General features: G+C 53.7%; 19 protein-coding genes. 9 read left to right on the forward strand and 10 right to left on the reverse strand.

Features of this window, described 5'->3' with window-relative positions:
- The first annotated feature begins 418 nt into the window (after nt 1-418).
- A complete protein-coding gene (locus ACLBVC_RS17465) occupies nt 419-1,270 on the forward strand; it encodes a PA4780 family RIO1-like protein kinase (RefSeq protein ID WP_410150681.1) in 852 nt (283 codons plus the stop codon).
- 129 nt (nt 1,271-1,399) lie between these two features.
- Here the strand turns inward: ACLBVC_RS17465 and modA are convergent, their stop codons facing one another.
- The 3 genes from modA to ACLBVC_RS17480 form a co-directional block, all read right to left on the reverse strand.
- The gene (gene modA, locus ACLBVC_RS17470) at nt 1,400-2,140 is read right to left on the reverse strand and encodes a molybdate ABC transporter substrate-binding protein (RefSeq protein WP_410150682.1); all 741 of its coding nucleotides are present in this window, start codon (nt 2,138-2,140) and stop codon (nt 1,400-1,402) included.
- Between the two features lie 49 nt (nt 2,141-2,189).
- Nucleotides 2,190-3,278, reverse strand: coding sequence for an ABC transporter substrate-binding protein (locus tag ACLBVC_RS17475; protein WP_410150683.1), 1,089 nt, complete (start codon nt 3,276-3,278; stop codon nt 2,190-2,192).
- Between the two features lie 111 nt (nt 3,279-3,389).
- Nucleotides 3,390-4,022, reverse strand: a complete 633-nt coding sequence (locus tag ACLBVC_RS17480; RefSeq protein WP_410150684.1) for a LysE family translocator — start codon at nt 4,020-4,022, stop codon at nt 3,390-3,392.
- Nucleotides 4,023-4,174: 152 nt separating this feature from the next.
- Between ACLBVC_RS17480 and ACLBVC_RS17485 the strand changes: the two genes are divergently transcribed.
- Both ACLBVC_RS17485 and ACLBVC_RS17490 read left to right on the forward strand, forming a co-directional pair.
- The gene (locus tag ACLBVC_RS17485) at nt 4,175-4,981 is read left to right on the forward strand and encodes an inositol monophosphatase family protein (protein WP_410150685.1); all 807 of its coding nucleotides are present in this window, start codon (nt 4,175-4,177) and stop codon (nt 4,979-4,981) included.
- Between the two features lie 223 nt (nt 4,982-5,204).
- On the forward strand, nt 5,205-6,767 hold the full coding sequence (locus ACLBVC_RS17490) for a methyl-accepting chemotaxis protein (RefSeq protein WP_410150686.1): 1,563 nt from the start codon (nt 5,205-5,207) through the stop codon (nt 6,765-6,767).
- Nucleotides 6,768-6,779: 12 nt separating this feature from the next.
- On the opposite strand, the gene ACLBVC_RS17495 is transcribed toward ACLBVC_RS17490, so the two are convergent.
- Entirely contained in the window at nt 6,780-8,873 is a 2,094-nt protein-coding gene (locus tag ACLBVC_RS17495; RefSeq protein WP_410150687.1) for a putative bifunctional diguanylate cyclase/phosphodiesterase, read from the reverse strand.
- A 268-nt stretch (nt 8,874-9,141) separates the two neighbouring features.
- Here ACLBVC_RS17495 and ACLBVC_RS17500 point away from each other — a divergent pair, with 268 nt between their 5' ends.
- The 3 genes from ACLBVC_RS17500 (at nt 9,142) to ACLBVC_RS17510 (ending at nt 14,008) form a co-directional block, all read left to right on the forward strand.
- On the forward strand, nt 9,142-9,810 hold the full coding sequence (locus ACLBVC_RS17500) for a glutathione S-transferase family protein (RefSeq protein WP_410150688.1): 669 nt from the start codon (nt 9,142-9,144) through the stop codon (nt 9,808-9,810).
- Nucleotides 9,811-10,236: 426 nt separating this feature from the next.
- Nucleotides 10,237-11,604: an NCS2 family permease gene (locus ACLBVC_RS17505; protein ID WP_410150689.1), complete on the forward strand. Its 1,368-nt coding sequence runs from the start codon at nt 10,237-10,239 to the stop codon at nt 11,602-11,604.
- A gap of 754 nt (nt 11,605-12,358) precedes the next feature.
- Complete coding sequence (locus tag ACLBVC_RS17510; protein WP_104924212.1) at nt 12,359-14,008, forward strand: Na+/H+ antiporter; 1,650 nt, start codon at nt 12,359-12,361, stop codon at nt 14,006-14,008.
- A gap of 200 nt (nt 14,009-14,208) precedes the next feature.
- Here ACLBVC_RS17510 and ACLBVC_RS17515 read toward each other — a convergent pair whose 3' ends face one another.
- Nucleotides 14,209-15,633 carry a glutamine synthetase family protein gene (locus tag ACLBVC_RS17515; protein ID WP_410150690.1) on the reverse strand — a complete coding sequence of 475 codons (1,425 nt, stop codon included), beginning with the start codon at nt 15,631-15,633 and terminating at the stop codon, nt 14,209-14,211.
- A 120-nt stretch (nt 15,634-15,753) separates the two neighbouring features.
- Nucleotides 15,754-16,638 carry a LysR family transcriptional regulator gene (locus ACLBVC_RS17520; protein WP_410150691.1) on the reverse strand — a complete coding sequence of 295 codons (885 nt, stop codon included), beginning with the start codon at nt 16,636-16,638 and terminating at the stop codon, nt 15,754-15,756.
- A gap of 139 nt (nt 16,639-16,777) precedes the next feature.
- On the opposite strand from ACLBVC_RS17520, the gene ACLBVC_RS17525 reads away from it, so the two are divergent.
- The 3 genes from ACLBVC_RS17525 to ACLBVC_RS17535 all read left to right on the forward strand — a co-directional run bounded on the left by ACLBVC_RS17525 (nt 16,778) and on the right by ACLBVC_RS17535 (nt 19,127).
- On the forward strand, nt 16,778-17,200 hold the full coding sequence (locus ACLBVC_RS17525; RefSeq protein ID WP_410150692.1) for a CidA/LrgA family protein: 423 nt from the start codon (nt 16,778-16,780) through the stop codon (nt 17,198-17,200).
- On the forward strand, nt 17,193-17,882 hold the full coding sequence (locus ACLBVC_RS17530) for an LrgB family protein (RefSeq protein WP_410150693.1): 690 nt from the start codon (nt 17,193-17,195) through the stop codon (nt 17,880-17,882). Before ACLBVC_RS17525 ends, ACLBVC_RS17530 begins: the two co-directional genes overlap by 8 nt.
- A 450-nt stretch (nt 17,883-18,332) precedes the next feature.
- A complete protein-coding gene (locus ACLBVC_RS17535; RefSeq protein ID WP_410150694.1) occupies nt 18,333-19,127 on the forward strand; it encodes a YaeF family permuted papain-like enzyme in 795 nt (264 codons plus the stop codon).
- Between the two features lie 322 nt (nt 19,128-19,449).
- Here ACLBVC_RS17535 and ACLBVC_RS17540 read toward each other — a convergent pair whose 3' ends face one another.
- The 4 genes from ACLBVC_RS17540 to ACLBVC_RS17555 all read right to left on the reverse strand — a co-directional run bounded on the left by ACLBVC_RS17540 (nt 19,450) and on the right by ACLBVC_RS17555 (nt 23,757).
- Nucleotides 19,450-20,211 carry an amino acid ABC transporter ATP-binding protein gene (locus tag ACLBVC_RS17540; protein ID WP_410150695.1) on the reverse strand — a complete coding sequence of 254 codons (762 nt, stop codon included), beginning with the start codon at nt 20,209-20,211 and terminating at the stop codon, nt 19,450-19,452.
- An 8-nt stretch (nt 20,212-20,219) separates the two neighbouring features.
- Entirely contained in the window at nt 20,220-21,329 is a 1,110-nt protein-coding gene (locus ACLBVC_RS17545; RefSeq protein ID WP_410150696.1) for an amino acid ABC transporter permease, read from the reverse strand.
- 9 nt (nt 21,330-21,338) lie between these two features.
- Nucleotides 21,339-22,517 carry an amino acid ABC transporter permease gene (locus ACLBVC_RS17550; protein WP_410150697.1) on the reverse strand — a complete coding sequence of 393 codons (1,179 nt, stop codon included), beginning with the start codon at nt 22,515-22,517 and terminating at the stop codon, nt 21,339-21,341.
- Between the two features lie 214 nt (nt 22,518-22,731).
- Nucleotides 22,732-23,757 (reverse strand): amino acid ABC transporter substrate-binding protein, encoded by a 1,026-nt coding sequence (locus ACLBVC_RS17555; RefSeq protein WP_101074918.1) that lies wholly within the window; start codon nt 23,755-23,757, stop codon nt 22,732-22,734.
- Nucleotides 23,758-24,013 lie beyond the last annotated feature (256 nt).

Below are 24,013 nucleotides of genomic sequence, written 5' to 3' on the forward strand. Positions count from 1 at the left end.
ACAGTATCACCCCTATTCTAAACGGAACGTATACCAGATTTTGCCGCAGGTAAACGCAACCTCAACAGCACGAAAAGCTTAAAATTTTAAAAAAGTTCCGTTGTCATGAAAATTAAATAATCGGGCATCATTACTTACAATGGGAAACAGTTATCAGGTGTGAACAAAATAATTAAGTCAAATTAACGCGGAGTGTTAATGCGATATCGGCGGGTGCCGGACGACATTTTCATCGCAGAATGAGAAGAACCTGTGCGCAGAAAGTATCCACTCCTGCGCCACTACGTTAAACTGTAGCCTTGAGAATAGTGAGAAAGAAGGATTAAGAAAGGATGACGCGAACGGCGTGTCTGGTGTGTAATGCAGGGAATATTGCGCAGGTCATTCCCTCATGCGCTGAAATAAGGTACAAGGCTGCATGAAAATCCCAAATAGAATCCAACCTCTGGTGGATGACGGCCTGATCGACGATGTGGTCCGTCGTTTGAAGAGTGGCAAAGAAGCCGACGTGTACACCGTTTTATGCGGTGAAGAGATTCGTTGCGCCAAAGTTTATAAAGAAGCCACACAGCGTAGCTTCAAGCAGGCCGTGCAGTATCAGGAAGGCCGAAAAGTCCGGAATACCCGCAACGCGCGTGCGATGCAAAAAGGGTCAAAGTTCGGGCGCAAGCAGCAGGAAGAATCCTGGCAAACGGCAGAAGTGGATGCTCTGTTCCGTCTGGCAAACGCCGGGGTACGCGTGCCGCAGCCTTACATTTGTCTTGATGGCGTGTTGCTGATGGAGCTGATCACTGACGCTGACGGCGTGGTCGCGCCGCGTCTGAGCGACGTTATCCTGACCGAAGAAGAAGCCGTGGCGGATTTCGAAACCATGATCCGCAATATCGTGCGCATGCTGTGTGCAGGTATCGTTCACGGGGACTTGTCAGAATTTAACGTGCTGATGGATGCCGACGGGCCAGTGATTATCGACCTGCCGCAAGCTGTTGACGCCGCCGCGAACAATCATGCCGAATCGATGTTTGAACGCGATGTGAATAACATGACCGAATATTATGGTCAGTTCGCGCCGTCGTTGCTGGAAACACGTTATGCGAAAGAAATCTGGGCGTTATACGAGGACGGTAAACTGACCCCGGAAACGCCTCTGACCGGTCTGTTCGCCGAAGATACGCATAAAGCGGACGTGGATTCCTTGCTCGATGAAATCATCGCCGCCGAAGATGAGTACTATGATCGTCAGCGCGCAATGAAAGAACGGGATTTATAATACCCTTCATACTTCGAGCTGCAGATGCGTTGGCTGCACTCCGTAACCCGAATCACTTACTTGTGTAAGCTCATCGGGATTACATCGTTGGCCGCCTTCCTGCAACTCGAATTATTTGGGTATTTTTGTTTATTCCTGCATCACCGAATGTTTTCCGCAAAAACCGGCATTCTGCAAAATGTGCTGGCCGGTTTCTGAAAGAATAAATTCTGCCAGCGGTTTGCCCTTCTCTGTACACGTCGCGAGCGCATAACGCGCCCGCACGTTGTAATCTGCCGGAACGTTGAACACTTCCAGCGCATCATTTTCCCGTAACGCGGCCGCGTAGCTGGTGTAGCCGATAAAGACATCGGCCTGACCGCTGCAAATCAGCCATTCTGCCGCCAGTTTGCCTGCCGGGACTTTGGCCGATTTCGCGCCACCGACCAGCCGCAGCGCTTTATTACGCAAAGCCTCGCCAGCGCCCGGATGACGCCGTTCAATCAGCTCAAACATCTGCCAGGTATAATCGCCCGAAGGATCGCTTTGCGGCGTCGAGGTCGCCAGACGAAAACGCGAGTCGAGCAACACATTCAGCCAGTTCAGTTTTTCCAGCTCCGGCCCTTTGCGCGCCGTCACGCACAGGCTGTTTCCGCAGAAAACGTCCACTTCCAGCGCCTTGCCGTGTTGCTGCAACGCCAGCGGATGCGCGGTGTTGGCCGAGGCGAATAAATCGACTTTTTCGCCCTGTTCAATTCTTTCACGCAGCAGCCCGGCGGGGCCGAACTCGGTCACCACCTTGCCGCCGGTTTTATCCTGAAAAGCCTCACACAGCGGTGCCCATACGCGGCGCAGGCTGCCTGCGGCCAGCACTTTGATCGAGTTTGTCATCAGACCTCCTTCTCACATTACCCCAAAAAAGTACGGCACCGGGATGAGGTTATTTGCCCGCGTGCGTCGCTTCTGCGGCAGGTTTGAAGTCTGTCCGGTAGAAGCGTTGATAATAGGCGTCAGCCTGTTTTTGCATATCGATGTCGGCGAATTTTTGTGGATACAGTTTTTTCGCCATCCACAGTTCACCCACTGCCAGCGCTTCAGGCATCGGGTAGCCCCAGGCTTTGGCGTATTCCGGCATCAGATAAACGCGGTGATTTTTGACCGCATCAATACTCTGCCATTTCGGGTCATGGTTGATTTGACCGACGACTTCCGGATACCTGTCCTGCACGAAGATCACCTGCGGATCCCAGGCGATCACCTGCTCCAGCGAAACCTGTTTGTAGCCTTTCACGGTCGCGGCGGCCACGTTGAGCGCGCCGGCATGGGACATCATCAGCCCGGTATATTTGCCGGAGCCGTAAGTGGTCAGGTCAGGATTGGCCATATAAGTGCGAATGCGTTGGTCAGCCGGAACGCTTTTCAGCCGCGTGCCGGTTAACTGGCGCTGAGCAAAAGTATAGTCGATCAATGACTGCGCCTGTTTCTGACGGTTGACCACTTCCCCGATCAACTGGATCCCTTTCTTCAAACCTTCGGTATACGCCTGATCTTCATCCGGCAGCACCGGATTCATCTTATGTTCTTCCCCTTTCGGGTCATCACGCAAAGAAACGGCGACGACTGCGATGCCGGTCTGGCTGATCTGGTCGATCATTTCCTGCGGTGCATAGTTGGTGACGAATACCACCTGCGGATGCAGAGCGACCACGCTTTCCAGGTTCACGCTGGTTAAATCGCCTACCACCGGCGTTTTTTCCAGAGATGGCGCGAGCCGCACATAACCGCTGCCCAGCTGCTGTTGCCAGTTGTTGAGCACACCGACGACATCTTGGGTCGCATCAAGCTGAACGAGAAGATTGAGCGTCTGGTGTTGCAGCACAACCACACGGTCAACCTGATCGGGGATTGTCACCTGACGCCCGAGCTGGTCGGTGATCTGGCGTGAGGCCAGAGCGGATTGTGACGAGAAGCTCAGGACAAAGCCGAGCAGCAAAGCGGAGGGCAGTAATTTGGATGAAAATGCATGCACGAAGGAATTCCTCTGTTTTCGTTGTGCAGAGGATTATATAACGTTAATAAAGGACTGAATATGACCACAGACAAAGCCGCTTTCAGAAACGGCTTTATCTGTTTTATGGCGCTATTTACGTCCGTCGAGCAGCATACGCACCGCCAGCCCGCCGAGCACCACGCCCATAAACCAGCGCTGAAGCACCATCCACAAAGGGCGACCGGCCAGAAATAGGGCGATATATCCCGCCGACAGTGCGATCAGGGCATTGAAGGTAAAGCTGACGATGATTTGCGTGATACCCAGCACCAGAGATTGTGTGAGGACGTGGCCTTGCTCTGGAACGATAAATTGCGGCAATAACGTCAGGTACAACACTGCGGCTTTCGGATTAAGTAAATTGGTCACCAGCCCCATGGTAAACAGCTTTCTGTTGCTGTCGCGCGGCAAATCTTTGATCTGAAACGGCGATCGCCCGCCGGGTTTCACCGCCTGCCACGCCATATACAGCAAGTACGCCGCGCCGCCGATCCGCAGGGCGTCATAAGCAAACGGCACCGCCATCAGCAGCGCGGTAATACCCAGCGCGGCAAACAGCATGTAAAACAGGAAACCCAGCACCACGCCGCCAAGGGAAATCAGCCCGGCTTTCGGGCCCTGACACAGCGAGCGCGAAATCAGGTAAATCATGTTCGGGCCGGGCGTTAATACCAGACCAACACAAATCAGTAAAAAGGGGATCCAATGGGCGGCGTCTGGCATGGTTTTCTCCGGCATCACGCTGAAAGGTTAAGCACACAGATATAGAAGGTTTTGCGCTGTTTTGGCAAGCGGCAGGTTGTCATTTTTTATTCATCAATTCCGGTGCATTCTATGACCGCGTATTTTTTCTCCAGACTGGAAAATCAGGATTTATGATGACTCACACTACGATGTCCGCAAAGCTGGCGTTAGCCAGTCAGATTGCGGCTCAGGCGGCAGAACTGGCGCTGGGTTTTTTCAACCGCCGGGACAGTATCGAAGTCAGCAGTAAGCGGACGCAGGATTTTGTTTCGGAAGCCGACGTGGCGGTAGAGCAGTTTATCCGCGCGCAGCTGGCGCAGCATTTTCCGCAGGACGCGATTATCGGCGAAGAGCTGGGCGGCGTGCTGACGGATGCAGCCTGCTGGGTGATTGACCCCATCGACGGTACGTCGAATTTCCTGCGCGGTTCGCCACTGTGGGGCGTTTCGCTCGGGCTGGTCGAACAGAAAAAACCAGTGATTGGCGTGGTTGCGTTGCCGGTGCTGAACGAACTTTTTGCCGCAGAATCCGGAAAGGGCATTTTCCATAACGGCAAACCTTTCCGCCGCGACGACCGTTTTGGCGATGTTCAGATTGTGTCGCTGGGCGACAGTTCGGACGACAAACTGGATGAGGCGTCAGCGTTTTATCAGGGGCTGCGCGCGGCAGAATGGTCGGTGCATTGTTACCGCTGCACAACGGTCGGCATGGTGTTTGCCGCCAAAGGGATTATCGACGGGCATCTGCAACGCCGCACCACGCTGTGGGATATCGCCGGCGGCGCGGTGATATGTAAGGAAGCCGGGCTGGAAACCGTGGTGAATTTCACTCAGTTGCCGGACGGCACCGATAATTACCGCCACATGTCCGTGGCCGGCGGAACAGCAAATCTGCTGTCCGTGGTTCAGCCGTTATGGCCGGATTTCTCCCCGAAATAACCTTCTGGCGTTATTCTCAGCATAAATGAGCGTAACGCCAAAAATGCCTGCCACATCAAGTTTTCAGCCCCTGCGGATAACACGAAAAATTCGTTCAGTAACTCCCAAATTACATTTTAAAAGTCAGTCTTTAACAAAATGAAATATAGTTTCATTTATCCTAAAGTTCTGCCTTCGGTTGCCGTTATCAGAATTTCAAGTCACTGAATTAACGAAGTGCCGAATGAAAAAAATAACCAATCTCTCTGTCCTGACGCGCTTACTGGGCGCGTTCGCGCTCGTTTTGGGTCTGATGCTGATCCTGGCGGCGATGTCCGCCTGGCTACTGAACACCAGTAATCAGCAAATCGAAAGTTACCGCGCCTACCGGCTTCCCGGCGTTCAGTACCCGCTGGTGATGCGCGGCACGCTGGCCGAACTGCGTCTGCAGCAGGTGCAGTACATCGCCTCGCCACAGGGTGCGCCGCGCGACGGCCACCGGGGCGAAATCATGCAGGCCGTGGCGACGTTTAAAGCCGCCGAAAACGCCTATCAGAAACTGGACAGCGGCGGCAGTAAATCCGCACTGTTTAAGCAAATCGTGAATAACTTTGAGCAGTTTTCGCTGGCGAACGACGCCGTGATTGCCGCCGTTGAGCGCAACGATATTGCGCAGGCGACGCAAATCAGCGGCGATAACTCACGTAAATACCGCACGCAGCTGATGGCCGATCTGGCGACGCTGGTCAGTGATGAACTGGCGAACAGCGAAAAGGCAGCCGCGCGGGCACGGAGCAGTTATCACAATGCCAGTATGATGTTCCTGGCGCTGGTGGGGTTTGCTTTCCTGGTTTCGCTGGCGATGGCGTTACTGCTGGCGCGTAATCTGGTGAAACAGCTCGGCGGCGAACCGGCATATGCGGCGTCGATCATGCGTGAAATTGCGGCCGGGAATCTGGCGGCGAAAATTGAGCTGAAACCCGGTGATAGCGGCAGTCTGCTGGCGTCGCTGGAAGGCATGAATCAGCAGCTCAATAAAACCATTAATCAGATTATGGAAGGCAGCGAATCCATCAATCACGCGGCCAGTGAAATCGAGCAGGGCAATATTGATTTGTCGCAGCGCACGGAAGAACAGGCGGCGTCGCTGGTGCAGACCAGTTCAAATATGCAAAACCTGACGACGACCGTCAGCCAGAACGCCGAAAATGCCCGCGAAGCCAGCGCGCTGGCGCATGAAACGTCGAAAACGGCCTCGCAGGGCGGCGCGATTGTGACCGGCATGCAGGCGCATATGCGCGATGTTTCCGGCAGTTCCCGCGAGATTATCAACATTATCAGCGTGATTGAGGGGATTGCGTTTCAGACCAACTTACTGGCGCTGAATGCGGCGGTGGAAGCCGCCCGTGCCGGAACGCAGGGGAAAGGGTTTGCCGTGGTCGCCAGTGAAGTGCGGGTGCTGGCGCAAAAAAGCGGGCAGGCGGCGAAAGAAATTAAAGACCTGATCCAGGGGACGGTCAGTAAAATCGCCGAGGGTTCCCAGCAGGCGGATCGCGCCAGTAAAGCGATGCAGGATATTGTCAGTTCGGTGAATAAAGTGGCCGGTATTGTCAGTGAAATTTCGACGGCGAGTTCGGAACAACACACCGGCATTCATGAAGTGGGAATCGCGGTTGATCAGATGGATCGGGTCACACAGCAGAATGCGGCGCTGGTTGAACAGGCGGCTGCCGCTGCGCAATCCCTGACGGAACAGAGTCTCGAGTTGCGCAATGCCGTGCGTTTTTTCCGCACGGTGGCACTTTAGCGCAGAACAGCGTCAGACTTTATCGATGATTTTGAGCTGAGGTTCCCAGTCAGAATCGGGATGTTGGGCAATCTGTTGCGGTGTCATCGGACGCCCCAGCAGATAGCCCTGTAACGTGTCGCAGCCCAGCTGCGTCAGGAAATCCTGCTGCTGGATGGTTTCCACGCCTTCGGCCACGACTTTCAGATTCAGCGTCTGGCCCAGCGCGATAATCGCCGAAACGATGCTGGCATCTTCACTGCCTGCAATCAGATCGTTGATAAACGCGCCGTCGATTTTCAGTTCACTGGCCGGCAGGCGTTTCAGATACAGCAGGCTGGAGTAGCCGGTACCGAAATCATCAATGGACGCTTTGACGCCGTATTGCGTCAGGCGCTCGAGGATTTCCACGCTGACGTCCGGGTTGCGCATCGCCGTGGTTTCAGTGACTTCCAGCGTCAGCATTTCCGGCGGGATCTGATGGCGTTCGACGGTACCGATGACCATTTCTACCAGATTAGCCTGCTCAAATTGCAAAGTGGAAAGGTTCACGGCCACGGTCCAGTTAGTGTGACCGGCAAGATGCCATTCACGCAGTTGCCTGCATGCTTCGTTCAGCACCCATTCGCCAATAGGAATGATCAGACCGGTTTTTTCCGCCAGCGGCAGGAAGACGTCCGGGCTGAGGGTCGTACCGTTGCGCTCCCAGCGCAAAAGCGCTTCGAATCCGCTGACCGGCCCGTAAGGCGCAATAAATTTCGGCTGATAATGCAAACGCAGCTCGTGGTGTTCAATCGCCAGGCGCAGATCATTGAGCATCTGTAACTGATTTTGCGCGTTGGCGTTCATCGACGGCTGGAAGAAACTGTGGCCGTTGCGGCCGGAGTTTTTGGTGTGATACATCGCGGCATCGGCGTTGAGCATCAGTTCGCGCTCATTTTCGCCGTCGCCCGGATATACCGCAATGCCGATGCTGGCGGACACCAGCAGTTCGTAGCGGGAAACGTAGAACGGTCGCGCAATCAGATGTACCAGCCGGTCGGCCAGTTGCGACGCATCGGTCGGTTCGGTTATTTCCACCAGCAGCACAAATTCATCGCCGCCCAGACGCGCGAGCGTATCCGTCGCACGCAGCTGAGATTGCAGGCGCTCCGTCACCGAGATCAGCAGCTGATCACCGATATGGTGGCCAAACGCGTCATTGACTGCCTTAAACCCGTCAAGATCGAGAAACAGCACGGCAAACTGAGATTCAGCGCGCGAGGCCTTCTGGAAGGCTTGCCCGAGGCGGTCTTCCAGCAACAAACGGTTTGGCAGGCGGGTGAGATTGTCGTGCAGCGCCAGCTGCGTCAGTTCGCGGTTTGCCTGGGCCAGCGACGACGCCAGAATGGAAGTGCGTGCCTGCATGCGGCCATCGAGAATTGAAATAATGAGCGTGATCGCCAGAATCGCCAGCGTTACCACAATCACCAGCAGCGCCAGCCAGTTGTTATCCACACCGCTGAACGCCGCCATACTGTGGCTGTCCATCGGGAACACTGCCGCCGCCATACCGATGTAATGCATACCGACAATCGCCGTGCCCATGATTACCGCCGCGCTGATGCGCAACAACCGCACGTTCGGAGATTGCTGGCGCAGATGAAACGCCATCCACAAGGCCGCGCCCGACGCGACAATCGCCACAACAACGGACAATGCCACCCAGCGGTAATCATAAATAATCGGTGGCATCATCAGCATGGCCGCCATGCCGGTGTAATGCATGGCGGAAATTCCGCCGCCCATCAGCAATGCGCCAGCCAGTAAACGCCGCGTCGGTAAGTGTGGCAGGCAGACCAGCCACAGCGCGAATGCTGAAGAAATAATGGCGATCAGCATAGAAAGCAGCGTGATAAAGGGGTCATAACCCATTGGCATTGCGGAATTAAAGGCCAGCATGCCGATAAAATGCATGGACCAAATCCCGATGCCCATCGCAATGGCACCTCCACTTAACCAGAGACGGGAAGCCTTTCCCTCTGTCGTGGCAACCCGGCCAGCCATATCAAGCGCGGTATAAGAGGCAAGCATTGCAACAATGAACGAAAACATTACAAGCACATTGTTGTAATTACTGGAAAACATGTAAGGCTCCACGGAGGCAGGGGGGGCTATTTTGGATTCGGCGATAATGGCATTAAGATTTATTAAAGGCGAATGAAGTTACGATAATTTTTTTCGTGTAATTAAGATTAATCCGTAAGTAATTTTAATCAAATGAAAATAATTTCCCGTCTCCTCTGTCTGTTAATAAACCTGAGAAACATCAAGGTTTTTAAATGAATATGATCCGGCTTTTCAGGCCTTGTCTATAGTTAACAAATAATTAAATGAAACAGGGTGGGAAATATTTATGATCACAGTGCATCATTTGGATAATTCACGTTCACAGCGAATCTTATGGATGCTGGAGGAACTGAGCGTTCCTTACGAAATTCAGCAATATCAGCGGGATAAAAAGTCGATGCTGGCACCCGCTGCGCTGAAAAAAGTCCATCCTCTGGGTAAATCGCCGGTGCTGGAAGACAACGGGCTGATCCTCGCGGAGTCCGGCGCTATCATTGAATACTTGCAGGAAGTTTATGATGAAGACAGTACGCTGAAGCCGTCGGCCTTCGCTGAGCGTCAGCAATACCGTTACTGGATGCATTATGCGGAAGGTTCGCTGATGCCGTTGCTGGTAATGAAACTGATTTTCAGCCGCTTAGGCAAACCGCCGATGCCGTGGCTTATCCGTCCGCTGGCGGGCGCAATCGGGAAGGGCGTGCAGAAAAACTATCTGGATAAACAAATTTATACCCATATGGATTATCTGGAGAAACACCTTGCCATCCATCCTTATTTCGCCGGGTATCAGTTCAGCGCGGCAGATATTCAGATGAGCTTCCCGATAGAAGCTATCAATGCCCGCGCCGGACTCGGACAATACCCACACTTAAATGCATGGTTATCAAATGTGACCGCGCGTCCGGCTTATCAGAAGGTGCTGGAAAACGGCGGACCTTTCACGATATTGCGTTAAGTCCGGAGTTATTTTGTTGCGCCCGGACGAGGAGCGAATGTCATCACGGGCGCAATATTATAAACTCACTAAATAATCCTGTTTTCCCCGTTTTTCTTTTCCCTTTTGTGGTCGCCAAAAACGCAGATGCGCAACCGATACCGCACAGCAAATCGCCAGCCGGCTGAATTTACATCACAACCGCGTTTTTATTGACCGGACAACGGTAAATTGTCTTCGAACGTAGTTGAAATGTGGGGTTTAAAGGCCGGATAATCGTTTGCTTAATTTTTCAGACCCGCCATACGCGATGTGAGTTAAACGTTTGCCTTGTAGATCTGACGCTGATTTCGGCGGTTTCAGGCTACGGGTAAGGAAGCGAACGTGCAGAAACGAATTCATAATGACCACGCCGGCTAATCAGTAAAGACATTCAGAGGATTTTCCATGTCGAGTCAACACCCTCAGACGGGCAGCGCTGTTGCGCCAAAAGGTCCGTTTGATGCATTTTTCAAAATCAGTGCGCGTGGCAGCAACGTCCGTCAGGAAGTGATCGCCGGTTTAACGACGTTTCTGGCGATGGTTTATTCGGTGATTGTGGTGCCGTCCATGCTGGGTAAAGCCGGATTTTCGCCAAGCGCGGTGTTTGTTGCGACCTGTCTGGTTGCCGGTTTTGGCTCGCTGCTGATGGGCTTGTGGGCGAATCTGCCGCTGGCGATTGGCTGTGCGATTTCCCTGACTGCATTCACGGCATTCAGTCTGGTACTCGGCCAGCACATCAGCGTACCGGTGGCGTTAGGCGCGGTATTCCTGATGGGCGTTTTGTTCACGATTATCTCGGTCACCGGCATCCGGTCGTGGATTTTGCGCAACCTGCCGACCGGCGTTGCGCATGGTACCGGTATCGGTATCGGCCTGTTCCTGTTGTTAATTGCTGCCAACGGCGTCGGCCTGGTAGTGAAAAACCCGCTGGATGGTTTACCGGTCGCTTTGGGCGCATTTACCTCTTTCCCGGTTGTGATGACCTTGCTCGGTCTGGCGGTGATTTTCGGCCTTGAGAAACTGCGCGTTCCCGGCGGTATTCTGCTGGTGATTATCGCGATTTCCATTGTTGGCCTGATTTTCGACCCTGCGGTGAAATATCAGGGCCTGTTCGCGATGCCTTCGCTGGCGGGCGCAGACGGTAAATCCGTCATTTTCGATCTCGATATCATGGGCGCGCTGAAAGCCGCCGTGCTGCCAAGCGTTCTGGCGCTGGTCATGACGGCAGTCTTTGATGCCACCGGCACCATCCGCGCCGTCGCCGGGCAGGCAAACCTGCTCGACGAAAACGGTCAGATCATCAGCGGCGGCAAAGCCCTGACGGCGGACTCGGTGAGCAGCATTTTTGCCTCGCTGGTCGGCGCTTCTCCGGCGGCGGTTTACATTGAATCCGCGGCGGGTACGGCGGCAGGCGGCAAAACCGGCCTGACGGCCACCGTCGTTGGCGTGCTGTTCCTGCTGATGTTGTTCCTGTCTCCTCTGTCCTATCTGGTTCCGGTTTACGCGACCGCGCCAGCGCTGATGTACGTCGGTCTGCTGATGCTCAGCAACGTGACCAAACTGGATTTCAACGACTTCGTCGACGCGATGTCCGGCCTGCTGTGCGCGGTATTCATCGTGCTGACCTGTAACATCGTTACCGGCATCATGCTGGGCTTCAGCGCGCTGGTGATTGGCCGTATCTTCTCAGGCGAATGGCGCAAGCTGAACGTCGGAACGGTGGTTATCGCTGCCGCCTTAGTGGTGTTTTATGCCGGAGGATGGGCGATCTGAATGCCAGGCCGGGCATTCGGGGCGGTTTTCAAACTCTGACCGAGGAGATTTCGGTTTTTCATGTGCGGTTATCACATGGCCTTTCGCGCCGAAACTGAGCAGAGAGGAAAGTGCTTTTCCTCTCTGCACTCTCCTCGCTTTTTTTTACTGCGCGCTGTCGCTGGCTCGGCAAACTTTCTGAAAGCGTCAGGTGAATTTTTATCGATATATTACAGTCATTTGGTTCGCTCCTCCCCCTGCGAAGGGGGAGGTTGGGAGGGGGTTTAGCAAACCTCTGAGTCGCTAAAACCAACACACCATCCCGGCCTTCCCCTCGTGAGAGGGGAAGGAGCAAATCAATATCAGCCTGCATGTATCAACCGAAGTGCATAGCCAGTAGCCGCTTTCAAAACGACGTGGAGTGAGCGGTGAGAAACGGCGAGAGTTTTTTCCGAGCTGGTTAGAACCCGAAACGAGAGTACCGCGCAGCGGCGGCGTTTGCGGCAATAGCTGTTTTGCCTGAAACATAGCCAGCGAGCGGTAGCGCGCAGTAAAAGAGCCGGAGATTTTTAAGAGGCGCGGCGATAGGCGCCTCTTAAAGCCAGTTTGGGTGGTAACCCAAGGTCTTGAACTTGAATTTAGTTTTTAAACAGCTCTGCGCAGCCCCCAACCGCACGCATCGATTTAAATCATGTCCTCTTTTGATCTACTATTCCCTCTGTATGTGTCAGACCCCGTCTGATTGAAATCATAAAAACAAGAGTCTAAGGAAAGCATGGAAATCTTCTTTACCATTCTGATTTTGATTCTGGTGGTGTCGCTCTCCGGTGTCGTCACCAGAATGTTGCCGTTTCAGGTTCCTCTTCCATTAATGCAGATCGCCGTCGGTGCGGTGCTGGCTGTGCCGAGTTTTGGTCTGCATGTGGATTTCGATCCGGAACTGTTTCTCGTCCTCTTCATCCCGCCGCTGCTGTTTGCTGATGGCTGGAAAACCCCGACCCGTGAATTCCTCCACCACGGGCGCGAAATTCTCGGGCTGGCGCTGGTGCTGGTGTTACTCACCGTCGTCGGTATCGGTTATCTGATTTATATGATGGTGCCGGATATTCCGCTGGTTGCGGCGTTTGCGCTGGCGGCGGTGCTGTCACCAACCGATGCCGTGGCATTGGGCGGGATTGTGGGCAAGGGCCGCATTCCGAAGTCGATCATGGGCGTGCTGGAAGGTGAAGCGCTGATGAATGATGCGTCCGGCCTGGTGTCACTCAAATTTGCGATCGCCGTGGCGATGGGCACCATGATTTTCACCGTCGGCGGCGCGACCGTTGAGTTTCTCAAAGTCGCCATCGGCGGCCTGATGGCGGGTGTCGCGGTGACGTGGCTGTACAGTAAATCGCTGCGCATCATGAGCCGCTGGAGCGGCGATGATCCGGCGACACAAATCGTTTTCCTGTTGCTGCTGCCGTTCGCGTCTTACCTGATTGCTGAACACATCGGCGTGTCGGGCATTCTGGCCGCGGTCGCCGCGGGGATGACCATCAGCCAGTCGGGCATTATCCGTAACGCGCCGCTGGCGATGCGTCTGCGCGCGAACAGCGTCTGGGCGATGCTGGAATTCGTGTTCAACGGCATGGTGTTCATCATGCTCGGTTTGCAGTTGCCGGGCATTCTTGAAAATTCAATTGATCAGGCCACGCATGATCCGTCAATCGTCACCTGGCACCTGTTTGCGGACGTCGGGATTATCTATTTTGCGCTGCTGATCCTGCGTTTCGTCTGGCTGTGGGTGATGAAAAACTTCAGTAACCGCTTCCTGAAAAAGAAACCGTTGCTGTTCGGCAGCTACAGTACGCGTGAGCTGTGGGTCGCGTCGTTTGCCGGTGTTCGCGGGGCGATTACCCTCGCCGGTGTGCTGTCGATTCCGCTGTTCCTCGCCGATGGTTCGGCCTTCCCGTCGCGTTATCAGCTGGTGTTTCTGGCGACGGGCGTCATTTTGTTCTCCCTGATTGCCGGTGTGATTGCCTTGCCGTTCCTGCTCAAAGGCGTGGTCGTGGCCGACGGAACGACCTATCGTGAAGAAGAGCGCATGGCGAAATCCGTGGCCGCCGAAGTGGCGATCGAAAGCCTGCATAAGATGGAAGAACGTCTGGCGGCGGATACCGAAGAAAACATCGATGAACAGACGCTGAAGGAAATCAGTTCCCGCGTGATAGGGACACTGCGACGGCGGACGGCGAATCGCGATGATATGGAAACCGCGCTGAAACTTGAAAACTTAGAGCGACGTTTTCGACTGACCGCGCTGCGTGCCGAGCGCGGTGAGCTTTATCATCTGCGCGCAACCCAGAAAATCAGCAATGAAACGCTGCAAAAACTGCTGCACGATCTCGATTTGCTGGAAGCGTTGCTGGTCGAAAAAGAAGTCTGACACAACGGTTTTCCGGCGTTAATCTGCCATAAAAGGCTTTCCGCTAACGTTGCGGGAAGCCTTTTTTTTAGAGATTATGCGGGGCGTAGTGCCGTGGTGAGATGTTCTGAACACCGTGCGCTGCGTGCGTTCTGCCTCAGCGCGTAAACACACCAGAAACTCAGTCGCCTACCAGTGGCAATCGTAGCGATTTACCTTGTTCAGCAACTTGCTGTGCCAGCGCTTTCCTGAGGCGTGACAATACTTTCGAACCACGTCAGTTCAGAGAGTTTGGTTTGGATCCACTGTTGGGAAAATGCCTCGCCCAGCGCCGCGGTTAAATACGGGCATTGCCGGAATTCATCAAGGGCGTGCTGCTGGAATAAAGGCAAAACGGGTGAGCGGGCCGTCAGATCGGCAACCGGGTCGTCTTCTATTTTCTCCAGCCCGTAAAGCATGCCTGTCAGTATGGTGGCCATCGCCAGATAAGGGTTGGCATCCGACCCCGCCAGACGGTATTCAATGCGGCGATGCGCTTCGCCTGAACAGGGAATGCGCAATGCCGCAGAGCGCTGATTAACGCCCCAGGAACTGAACAACGGCTCATTAAGGTTTTTCCTCAACCGTCTGAATGAATTGACGTTGGGTGCCAGAATCGCCATAGACGCGGGCATCAGGTTAAGCATGCCGGCGAGACACAGACGCATCATTTCATTGAGGTTTTGGTCGCCGGAGGCAAAAACATTATTGCCCTGTTCGTCGTTCAGGCTGATATGAAAATGCAATCCGCTGCCTGACATCTGCGAATATGGTTTAGCCATGAAAATGGCGTTGAATCCAAACCTGTGGGCGACGGTGCTGGTTAAGCGGCGAAGCGCCAGCACGCTCTCGCAGAGGTCGACGACTTGCCCCGAGTGTTGCAGATTTAATTCAAACTGACCGGCTTCCGCCTCACAAACAATGCCCGATAAAGGCAGGTTTTGCCGCGTCGCCATCGTCTCAAGTTCTTCAATAAACGCGGTATGTTCTGACGGAACGGCTAAATGGAAACATCCGGAGTTTTGAATGTTACGGTTTTGGAAGTCCTCGAGATAAAACTCAATTTCGGGCGCAATCACCGGATACAAACCATGTTCATGGAATTTACTCAGCACGTTTGCCAGGATAACGCGTGGCTCAAGTGAATAGGGATTTCCCTGATCGTTTTTCATGGTCAGTAATATTTGTGCATTTTCAGCCGGATTATGGCCGCACGGGCGCAGAGTGCCTGCGACAGGAAAACAAATTCTGTCCGGCTCATTCACTGCCAGATCATCATTCAGCGTACTTTGCACTTTGCCTTCTTTGTCCATGGAATAAACGGACTGAGGAAAATACGCGCCTTTTTCCAGTGAAAGCAGCGAGGTGATATTCATTCTTTTCCCCCTGAACGAACCGTTGATGTCATTAAGATAAACATCAATATGTTTCGTGTTCGGGTTGTTTAATAAATAACGTTCTGCTTCCTGACGGAAAATACTGTTATTTCCCTGTGACGCATTTTCAGACGTCAGCTGGCTTTCATTGGCCACTAACTTTGAAATTATCGGAGAACTGAATAAAACAGGTGAGTGTTTTAATAGTGAAGGCTTGAATGTCGGATTCATATTTTTCTTTCACGCATACCTTTCGGCGATAAATTCAGATTAATTTATGCGCAGGTAAAAGGATATATCGGCAACATAAAGATTAAAGTTGTCGCCGTAAAAAAAGTATAAATACCGCGTTCAGGGTTGCGGCCAGTAATCCCGGCACAGCGCAATCCACGCCTGTGCGCTGTGGGAAAGATAGCTGCCCTGATGCCAGATCAGCCCCAGCTGCCACGGCATCAGCGGTTCGAGCGGCAACCACAGCATCGTGTTTTTATCCAGCCGCCGGCAGATAGGTTCTGGCAAAATCGCCACGCCCATGCCGGTCTGTACCATGGCGGCTAAGAAATCCCACTGTCCGCTGCGGGCGGCAATTTTGGGCGTGAAACCCTGCGCTGAAAAGGCGTCCATCAACTGGCGATATAGTGCGAAATCTTCGTTATAAATCAGGATGCTTTCGTCGGCCAGTTCGCTGAGGGCAATGCACGTCCGGTTCAGCCAGTACGGCGTGCGGGGAACTACCACGCACAGCGGATGGCAGAAAAGCAGCAATGAGGCGATGGACGGCACGGCGTCAGCGGGCAGGGCGGTGAGCGCCAGATCCAGCTCGCCGGAGATGACGGCCTGCTGAACGGTCAGCCCGCCGAATTCAGAAATAATCAGTTCGATACCCGGATATTGCTGGCGGAAACTGCCGATCAGCGGTGCGATTTGGGTGCCGACCATCGGCGGAATACCCAGCCGCAAATGGCCGAGCTTAAGCGTATTAATGTCTTCCAGTTCGGCTTCGAGCTGGCGGAATTCTTCCAGGATATTCAGCCCGCGCTGGTAGAGCGCCTGACCGCTGTCGGTGAGCCGCAAACGCCGTCCTTCGCGGATGATCAGCGTGCATTCCAGCTCTTCTTCCAAGTGGCGCAGCATCTTGCTGATGGTGGGCTGCGTGACGAATAATTTTTCCGCCGCGCGGGTGAAGCTCTGCTGGCGTACCACTTCGACAAAATAGCGTAACGTGCGAACGTCCATTCAATGACTTCCCCGCTGCGATCGGTAAGCAACAAAGTATTCCATATTGGAATCTTTTTAATGATTTTAATTCATTTCTTTACCGGTTTCTCGCGAGCGTATACTCATTTTTCTTCTTTTGTCTTTTGAGGTCGTCCCCATGTTGTTGGCGTTGCGCTCTAAAGCGCCGTCCCTGCTGACCCGCTGCCAGATCCCTGTTCAGGTGTTGCTGTATGCGGTGTTATTCGTTATAGCCGATCGTCTTGTCACTGTGCTGCATTTGCCTTTACCGGCCAATATCGTCGGTATGCTGATGCTTTTACTGCTGATAATGTTCCGCGTTTTGCCGCTGAATTGGGTGAAAGCCGGTTCCCGCTGGCTGCTGGCCGAGATGCTGCTGTTTTTCGTTCCGGCGGTGGTGGCTGTAGTAAATTACGCCCAGCTGCTGATGATCGAAGGCTGGAAAATCTTTCTGGTTATTGGCGTCAGCACGCTTCTGACACTTGGCGCGACGGCGGTTGTTGTCGATAAAGTGTACCGGCTGGAGCAGCGTCTGGCGGCGAGGAAGGCATCGCGTGACTGATTTTCTTATCAGCATTTTATGTTTTGTGATCACGCTCGGGCTGTATTACGCCAACAAAAAACTCTACCGCCAGCGCCGCACGTTGCTGCTGATGCCGCTGGTATTTACGCCCATCGTGCTGGTGATTTTACTGGTCGTGACGCACACGTCTTATCAGGATTACATCGGTGAAACGCACTGGCTGCTGTGGTTGCTTGGTCCGTCAACCATCGCGTTTGCGGTGCCGGTCTATGAAAATATGGCGGTCATCCGCCGTCACTGGTTATCGCTGAGCGCGGGCGTGGTGACGGCCATTGTGGTGGCGGTCAGCAGTTCGGTCTGGCTGGCGAAAATACTGACTTTGCCGGAAGAAGTTCAGCGCAGCCTGGCGGTGCGCTCCATCACCACGCCGTTTGCATTGGCAGCGGCGAAGCAAATGGGCGGGCAGCCGGATCTGGTGGCGCTGTTTGTGGTGATCACCGGCGTATTCGGTATGGCGGTCGGCGACATGTTATTCCTGCGGCTTTCGGTGAAAAGCGGTCTGGCGAAAGGTGCCGGGTTGGGTGCAGCGTCGCATGGCGCGGGGACAGCGCGGGCATATGAATTAGGAGCCGAAGAAGGCGTGGTGGCGAGTCTGGTGATGATGCTGGCGGGGGTTGTGACGGTGGTGATGGCACCGGTGATTGGGATTGTGATGTGGTGATGATCTTTTGAAAAAGATCGAAAACTTTTAATTCAAATTCAAATTCAAAACCGTGGGCGTCGGCCCACACCGACCAGAGACCCGATAACGCGCGGGCCTCTGGACTCCGCGCTCTTTAACTGCGCGCTGCCGCGGGGACGAAGGACATGTTCTGGTACTCCGCCGCCTGGCGCGAAAACTTGCCGCTGCGCGGTGCCTTCTCTCGGTCTTCGAGCCGCAGGTCTCGAAGCCGCTCCGTTCAGCAAGCTTTCTGATTGCGCCACCTGAGTTTTTCGTTCCTCCTCGTCTTTATGCCCTTTTGTTTTCGCGCCCCATTTTGTAAGCAGCGTTTTGTTTATTTTTTCTGCTAGAATGCAGCGGTTATATTTTCTGTGAAGCTGTTGTATATGCAGGAAAAATCTTAATAAAAAGAATATTTGGAATTTCTATAATTCATGGCAAGGATGCAAAATGATTTATCTGAACCGGGCGGTGGTTTTCGCCGGTCTTTTATTGTTATCGGGATGCAGTACGCAGACGAATATTTCTCAGCAGGCAGCTTTGCAGCCTTCGGCCAGTAAAACGGCGTTACACATGCAGCGTATTTCAACGCTTGAGAGTAATGACGCGGTGACCATTGGCGCGGAGCAGCTTCAGCCTGGCGATATTCTGCTTTCGTCAACGACGGGCGTGACGTCGCTGGGGATCCGTTTATTCAGCCTTTCGGGCGTCAGCCATGCGTCGGTTTATCTCGGTAACGGCGAAGTCGCGGAAGCGGTGGGTGAAGGCGTGCAGATTGTTTCTTTAGAACAGGCGTTGTCCCACAGTAACTCGATGGTGAGTTTGCGCCATCCGGGATTTAGCGATGAACAGCTGCAACGGTTAAGATTCTTTGCGCAAAGCAAACGCGGGAAGAAATATAACTACAAAGGCATCGTGATTATTGCGCCATATACGTTGTCCCGCCGGGTGTGCGATTTACCGGTATTCTTTGGCAAAGGCCGCAGCCAGTGTTTTGATACGCTCGCAACCGTTCAGATTGGCGATTCGGCAGATGCGCAGGAGACATTCTTCTGTTCTCAGTTTGTGATTGAAGCATTCAATTACGCCGGCAACCCGATTACCGTTTCAAACGCATTATGGATTTCACCCGCCGATTTACTCCACATGCGTGAAGGCGATATTTCCTCGTTCACCCCCGTCCAGCCCTTGCAGTACGTCGGTCATCTGAAAAAATGGAATCTCTATAACGCTGTTTTTGGGTAGAGATACCAGAGTCGGCCTTTTAAAAACCATTGGCCGCTTTCAGAAAGCTTGCTGAATGAGTGTTTCGAGACCGAAGGGCTCGAAGACCGAAATGAAGGTACCGCGAAGCGGCAAGATTTCGCGGCAACATCGGCATCTGCTGAAACATAGCCAACAAGCGGAAGCGCGTTTTGAAAAAGCGGGGAGAAATCCAAAAGAGGGAAAGCATTTCCCTCTTTTGGTCGGTTTTGGCTCGAAAGGCTATGTGAGCACTGCTATTGAGAAACCGAAACTTTCACTAATCTATCTTTAGGCGGCTTAAACACCGCCAAGTGTTTAAGCGTTAATGAATAACCTGCGATAAGAACTCCCTCGTCCTCGCTGACTTAGGATTCGCGAAGAACTCCAGCGGTGGTGCTTCTTCGACGATCTCCCCGCGATCCATAAAGATCACCCGGTCGGCTACCGTTCTGGCAAAACCCATTTCATGCGTAACGCATAACATGGTCATGCCTTCTTCGGCCAGCGTGATCATGGTGTCGAGCACCTCTTTCACCATTTCCGGATCGAGCGCAGACGTCGGTTCATCGAACAGCATGATTTTCGGTTTCATGCACAGCGAACGGGCGATAGCCACGCGCTGTTGTTGTCCGCCGGAAAGCTGGCCGGGGAATTTGTTGGCATATTCGGCGATACGCACGCGTTTGAGGTAATGCATCGCCAGCTCTTCCGCCTCTTTCTTCGGCATCTTACGCACCCAGCACGGAGCCAGCGTGCAGTTTTGCAGCACGGTCAGGTGCGGAAACAGGTTGAAGTGCTGGAAGACCATGCCGACTTCGGTACGCACACGCTCAATGTTACGCAAATCATCATTCAGCTCGGTGCCGTCAACCACAATGCGCCCCTGCTGATGCTCTTCCAGATGGTTAATGCAACGAATGGTCGTTGATTTACCGGAGCCGGAAGGGCCGCACAGGACGATACGTTCGCGCGGTTTCACGTTCAGATTGATGTCTTTCAATACGTGGAACTGTCCGTACCATTTATTCACGTTTTCCAGCGTGATCATCATATTTTGTTTTTCAGTGACTTGATGGTCGCTCATGGTTTACCTCAGTGTGCGGATCGCCCGGTGTGAAAGCGTCTTTCCAAATGCTGGCTATAACGCGACATGCTAAAACAGAAAATCCAGTAGACGGCAGCGGCGAAGACGTAGCCTTCGGTCGACATGCCGAGCCATTCAGGATCGACGGTGGCTTGCTGGACGCTGCTGAACAGGTCGAACAGGCCGATAATGATCACCAGACTGGTGTCTTTAAACAGCGCGATGATGGTGTTGACCAGACCCGGTATCACCATTTTCAGCGCCTGCGGCAGAATGACTAAACCCTGCGTTTTCCAGTAGCCGAGCGCCAGCGATTCGGCGGCTTCGGTCTGGCCTTTTGGCAGCGCCTGCAAACCGCCGCGGACCACTTCCGCGACATATGCCGACTGGAACAGCACCACACCCACCAGTGCGCGCACCAGTTTGTCGATGTTGGTTCCTTCGGTCATGAACAGCGGCAGCATCACCGAGGACATGAAAAGCACGGTAATCAGCGGCACGCCGCGCCAGAATTCGATGAAAATCACCGACAGAATACGCACGATCGGCAAACGCGAACGTCGTGCCAGCGCCAGCATAATCCCCAGCGGTAACGCACCGGCAATGCCGACTGCGGCGATGATCAGCGTCAGCGTCAGGCCGCCCCACTGGCGGGTTTCGACGAGGCTCAGACCAAAGAATCCGCCGTAAAGCATGATCCAGGTGAAAATCGGGAACAGAACAATCCAGGCCGTGATGTAACGACCGCGGCGTGGCATCGCTTTGAAGAAAATGGGTGCCAGCGTCAGCAGACCGACAATCAGGGTGACGTTAATACGCCAGCGCTGTTCAAACGGATACAGACCGTACATGAATTGTCCGAAACGCGCATGGATAAACACCCAGCAGGCACCGGCTTTGGTGCAGTCCGTTCGTGCGGTTCCGACCCAGTTGGCCTGGAAAATCACCCAGTTCAGCAGGGGAGGGATCACCAGCCACATCAGCCATAAACAAAACAGCGTCAGCAGGCTGTTAAACCAGCTGGAGAACAGATTTTTGCGCGCCCACAGCACGGCAGTCCCGACTGGCGTACCGGGCTTGACGGCTCTGACTCCGGGAGGAAGTGTTGTCATCGTCATGGATTTCCCTTAACGCTCGACCAGCGCAATACGCCGGTTATAAATATTCATCAGGAAGGAGATGACCAGGCTGATAATCAGGTAAACGGACATCGTGATGGCAATGGTTTCAATCGCCTGACCGGTCTGATTGAGCACGGTACCGGCAAACAGAGACACCATATCCGGATAGCCAATCGCGGCCGCCAGAGAGGAGTTTTTCACGATATTCAGATACTGGCTGGTCAGCGGCGGAATAATCACCCGCATGGCCTGCGGTAAAATAACCTGACGCAGCGTGACCGGATTCGGCAAGCCGAGCGAACGGGCTGCTTCATGCTGACCGTGCGAAACCGACTGAATACCGGAGCGGATCACTTCCGCGATAAACGTGGAGGTGTACACGGACAGCGCCAGCGTCAGCGCGGCCAGTTCCGGAATGAGCACCATGCCGCCGCGGAAGTTAAATCCGCGCAGCGCAGGCATATCCCAGTGCAGCGCGGGCCCGAAAATTAGATGAGCTAACCCCGGGAGGACGATAAGCATCACAATAGCCCACGGCCAGATGCGCCAGACGCGTCCGGTGTGGATCTGACGGAAATGGTTATAGCGTTGCAGCGCCACAATTCCGGCAACCGCCAACAGCAGCGCGATAAGGCCTGCGAGGCTGCCCGGCGCTAGTTCTGGCGACGGCAGATACAGGCCGCGGTTGCTGACGAAAATCGTGTCAAAAGCGTTCAGGCTCTGACGCGGTCCCGGCAGGTTTCGCAACACGGCGAAGTACCAGAAGAAGATTTGCAGCAGCGGGGGAATATTACGGAAAGTCTCGATGTAGACCGTTGACACTTTGCGGATCAGCCAGTTATCGGAAAGGCGTCCTAACCCGATAATGAACCCGAGAATCGACGCGAAAATGATACACAGCGCGGAAACCAGCAGCGTGTTCAGCAGACCGATAACAAATACGCGTGCGTAGGTGTCGCCTTCCTGGTAGTCGATAAGATGCTGAACAATGCCGAAACCGGCACCTTTTTCAAGAAACGCAAATCCCGAGGTGATCCCTCGCGTCGTTAGATTGGTAATGGTGTTGTGGAGCAGGTAACCAAGACAGGCTACCAGCAACACCACCGCGAAAATTTGGTAAATCCAGGCTCGTACGGCTGGGTTGGTCAGCGAGAACGATCCTTTTCCGGTTGGGCGTTGCGACATAAAAACCTCGACCTGCGGGTAAAACAGTGGAAGTGATGCACCGGGGAACGGCCTGTACATCAGCTTCCTTTATCAGACTCAACTTTTGTTTATCCAAGTAATTGGCGTTGCAGCAAGGCGGCAAGCGGGGAATCCCGATGAGCTGACTCAGGTCAGTGATTCGGGTGACCGAGTGCCGCCAACGCCGCTGCAACGTCAAGTACGAAGGATAAAATTAGCGGACAGGTGGTGCGTATTGGATCCCGCCTGCATTCCACAATGCGTTCTGGCCTCGTTTGATTTTCAACTCGCTGCCCTGACCGACGTTGCGTTCAAAGCTTTCGCCGTAGTTACCGACTTGTTTAACGATTTTCACCACCCAGTCATTTGGCACTTTCAGGTCAGCGCCGTAAGTCCCGGTTTTGCCCAGCAGGTTGCTCATGTCTGGTGTGGTCGGGTTAGCGGCCAGTTGTTCAACGTTTTTAGACGTCACGCCCATTTCTTCGGCGTTCAGCATGGCGAACAGTGACCAGCGCACAACGGCCAGCCAGTCTTCGTCACCACGGCGTACGACCGGGCCCAGGGGTTCTTTAGAGATAACTTCTGGCAGAACGATGAACTCGTCCGGTTTACCCAGTTTGATACGCAGTGCGTACAGCTGAGACTGGTCGGAAGCGAGGGTATCGCAACGGCCGGAGTCCAGTGCTTTCGCACTTTCGTCTGAACGGTCGAAGGTCACCGGGGTGTAGGTCATTTTGTTGGCTTTGAAGTAATCGGCTACGTTCAGCTCGGTATCCGTACCGGCTTGCAGGCAGACGGTTGCGCCATCCAGTTCTTTCGCGCTTTTCAGACCGGCTTTCTGGTGAGTCAGGAAACCGATGCCGTCGTAGTAGTTCACGCCGGCGAAGATCATTCCCATGCCCGCATCGCGGGAAGAGGTCCAGGTGGTATTACGGGACAGGATGTCCACTTCGCCAGACTGCAGGGCGGTGAAACGCTCTTTTGCGGTCAGCGGGGTGTATTTTACTTTCTCAGAATCACCAAACACGGCAGCAGCCACCGCGCGACAGACGTCAACGTCGATACCGGTGAATTTGCCTTTGGAGTCAGCGTAGGAGAAGCCTGGCAGGCCATCGCTGATACCGCATTGAACAAATCCTTTCTTTTTAACAGCATCCAGAGTGGTACCTGCGTGAGCCTGACCAGCCAGTGTCACGAAGCTTGCTGCGGCAATCAGCGTTGAGAGCAATATTTTTTTCATAAAGCGTCCTGTGAGACAAAACTGAAAATTATTATTGTGTGAGTGCCTGAGCACCCTGTCTGTTTATGGGGCAGCGCCCTCTGCACCTGTCTTTGCAAAGGGAGTGCCAACATGGAAAACGCCCGATCAATCAAGTCACCTTGAGGATTTGCTCAGTAACATTGATGGGCGCTATAAAATTTATTGCCCCGTTTAGGTGCGCGGTCAATGTGAGCGCCTTAAAACGGTGCGGAATATTTCAATATTGGAGTGCAGA

This window comes from Rahnella selenatireducens, from assembly GCF_046449555.1.
Lineage (GTDB): Bacteria > Pseudomonadota > Gammaproteobacteria > Enterobacterales > Enterobacteriaceae > Rahnella > Rahnella selenatireducens.

Coding starts and splice junctions, on each gene's coding strand:
- ACLBVC_RS17540 (WP_410150695.1), bottom strand. CDS start 20,211: ATGAGCGACCATCAAGTCACTGAAAAACAAAATATGATGATCACGCTG.
- ACLBVC_RS17485 (WP_410150685.1), top strand. CDS start 4,175: ATGATGACTCACACTACGATGTCCGCAAAGCTGGCGTTAGCCAGTCAG.
- ACLBVC_RS17555 (WP_101074918.1), bottom strand. CDS start 23,757: ATGAAAAAAATATTGCTCTCAACGCTGATTGCCGCAGCAAGCTTCGTG.
- ACLBVC_RS17480 (WP_410150684.1), bottom strand. CDS start 4,022: ATGCCAGACGCCGCCCATTGGATCCCCTTTTTACTGATTTGTGTTGGT.
- ACLBVC_RS17495 (WP_410150687.1), bottom strand. CDS start 8,873: ATGTTTTCCAGTAATTACAACAATGTGCTTGTAATGTTTTCGTTCATT.
- ACLBVC_RS17550 (WP_410150697.1), bottom strand. CDS start 22,517: ATGTCGCAACGCCCAACCGGAAAAGGATCGTTCTCGCTGACCAACCCA.
- ACLBVC_RS17500 (WP_410150688.1), top strand. CDS start 9,142: ATGATCACAGTGCATCATTTGGATAATTCACGTTCACAGCGAATCTTA.
- modA (WP_410150682.1), bottom strand. CDS start 2,140: ATGACAAACTCGATCAAAGTGCTGGCCGCAGGCAGCCTGCGCCGCGTA.
- ACLBVC_RS17490 (WP_410150686.1), top strand. CDS start 5,205: ATGAAAAAAATAACCAATCTCTCTGTCCTGACGCGCTTACTGGGCGCG.
- ACLBVC_RS17535 (WP_410150694.1), top strand. CDS start 18,333: ATGATTTATCTGAACCGGGCGGTGGTTTTCGCCGGTCTTTTATTGTTA.
- ACLBVC_RS17510 (WP_104924212.1), top strand. CDS start 12,359: ATGGAAATCTTCTTTACCATTCTGATTTTGATTCTGGTGGTGTCGCTC.
- ACLBVC_RS17525 (WP_410150692.1), top strand. CDS start 16,778: ATGTTGTTGGCGTTGCGCTCTAAAGCGCCGTCCCTGCTGACCCGCTGC.
- ACLBVC_RS17465 (WP_410150681.1), top strand. CDS start 419: ATGAAAATCCCAAATAGAATCCAACCTCTGGTGGATGACGGCCTGATC.
- ACLBVC_RS17505 (WP_410150689.1), top strand. CDS start 10,237: ATGTCGAGTCAACACCCTCAGACGGGCAGCGCTGTTGCGCCAAAAGGT.
- ACLBVC_RS17515 (WP_410150690.1), bottom strand. CDS start 15,633: ATGAATCCGACATTCAAGCCTTCACTATTAAAACACTCACCTGTTTTA.
- ACLBVC_RS17520 (WP_410150691.1), bottom strand. CDS start 16,638: ATGGACGTTCGCACGTTACGCTATTTTGTCGAAGTGGTACGCCAGCAG.
- ACLBVC_RS17545 (WP_410150696.1), bottom strand. CDS start 21,329: ATGACGATGACAACACTTCCTCCCGGAGTCAGAGCCGTCAAGCCCGGT.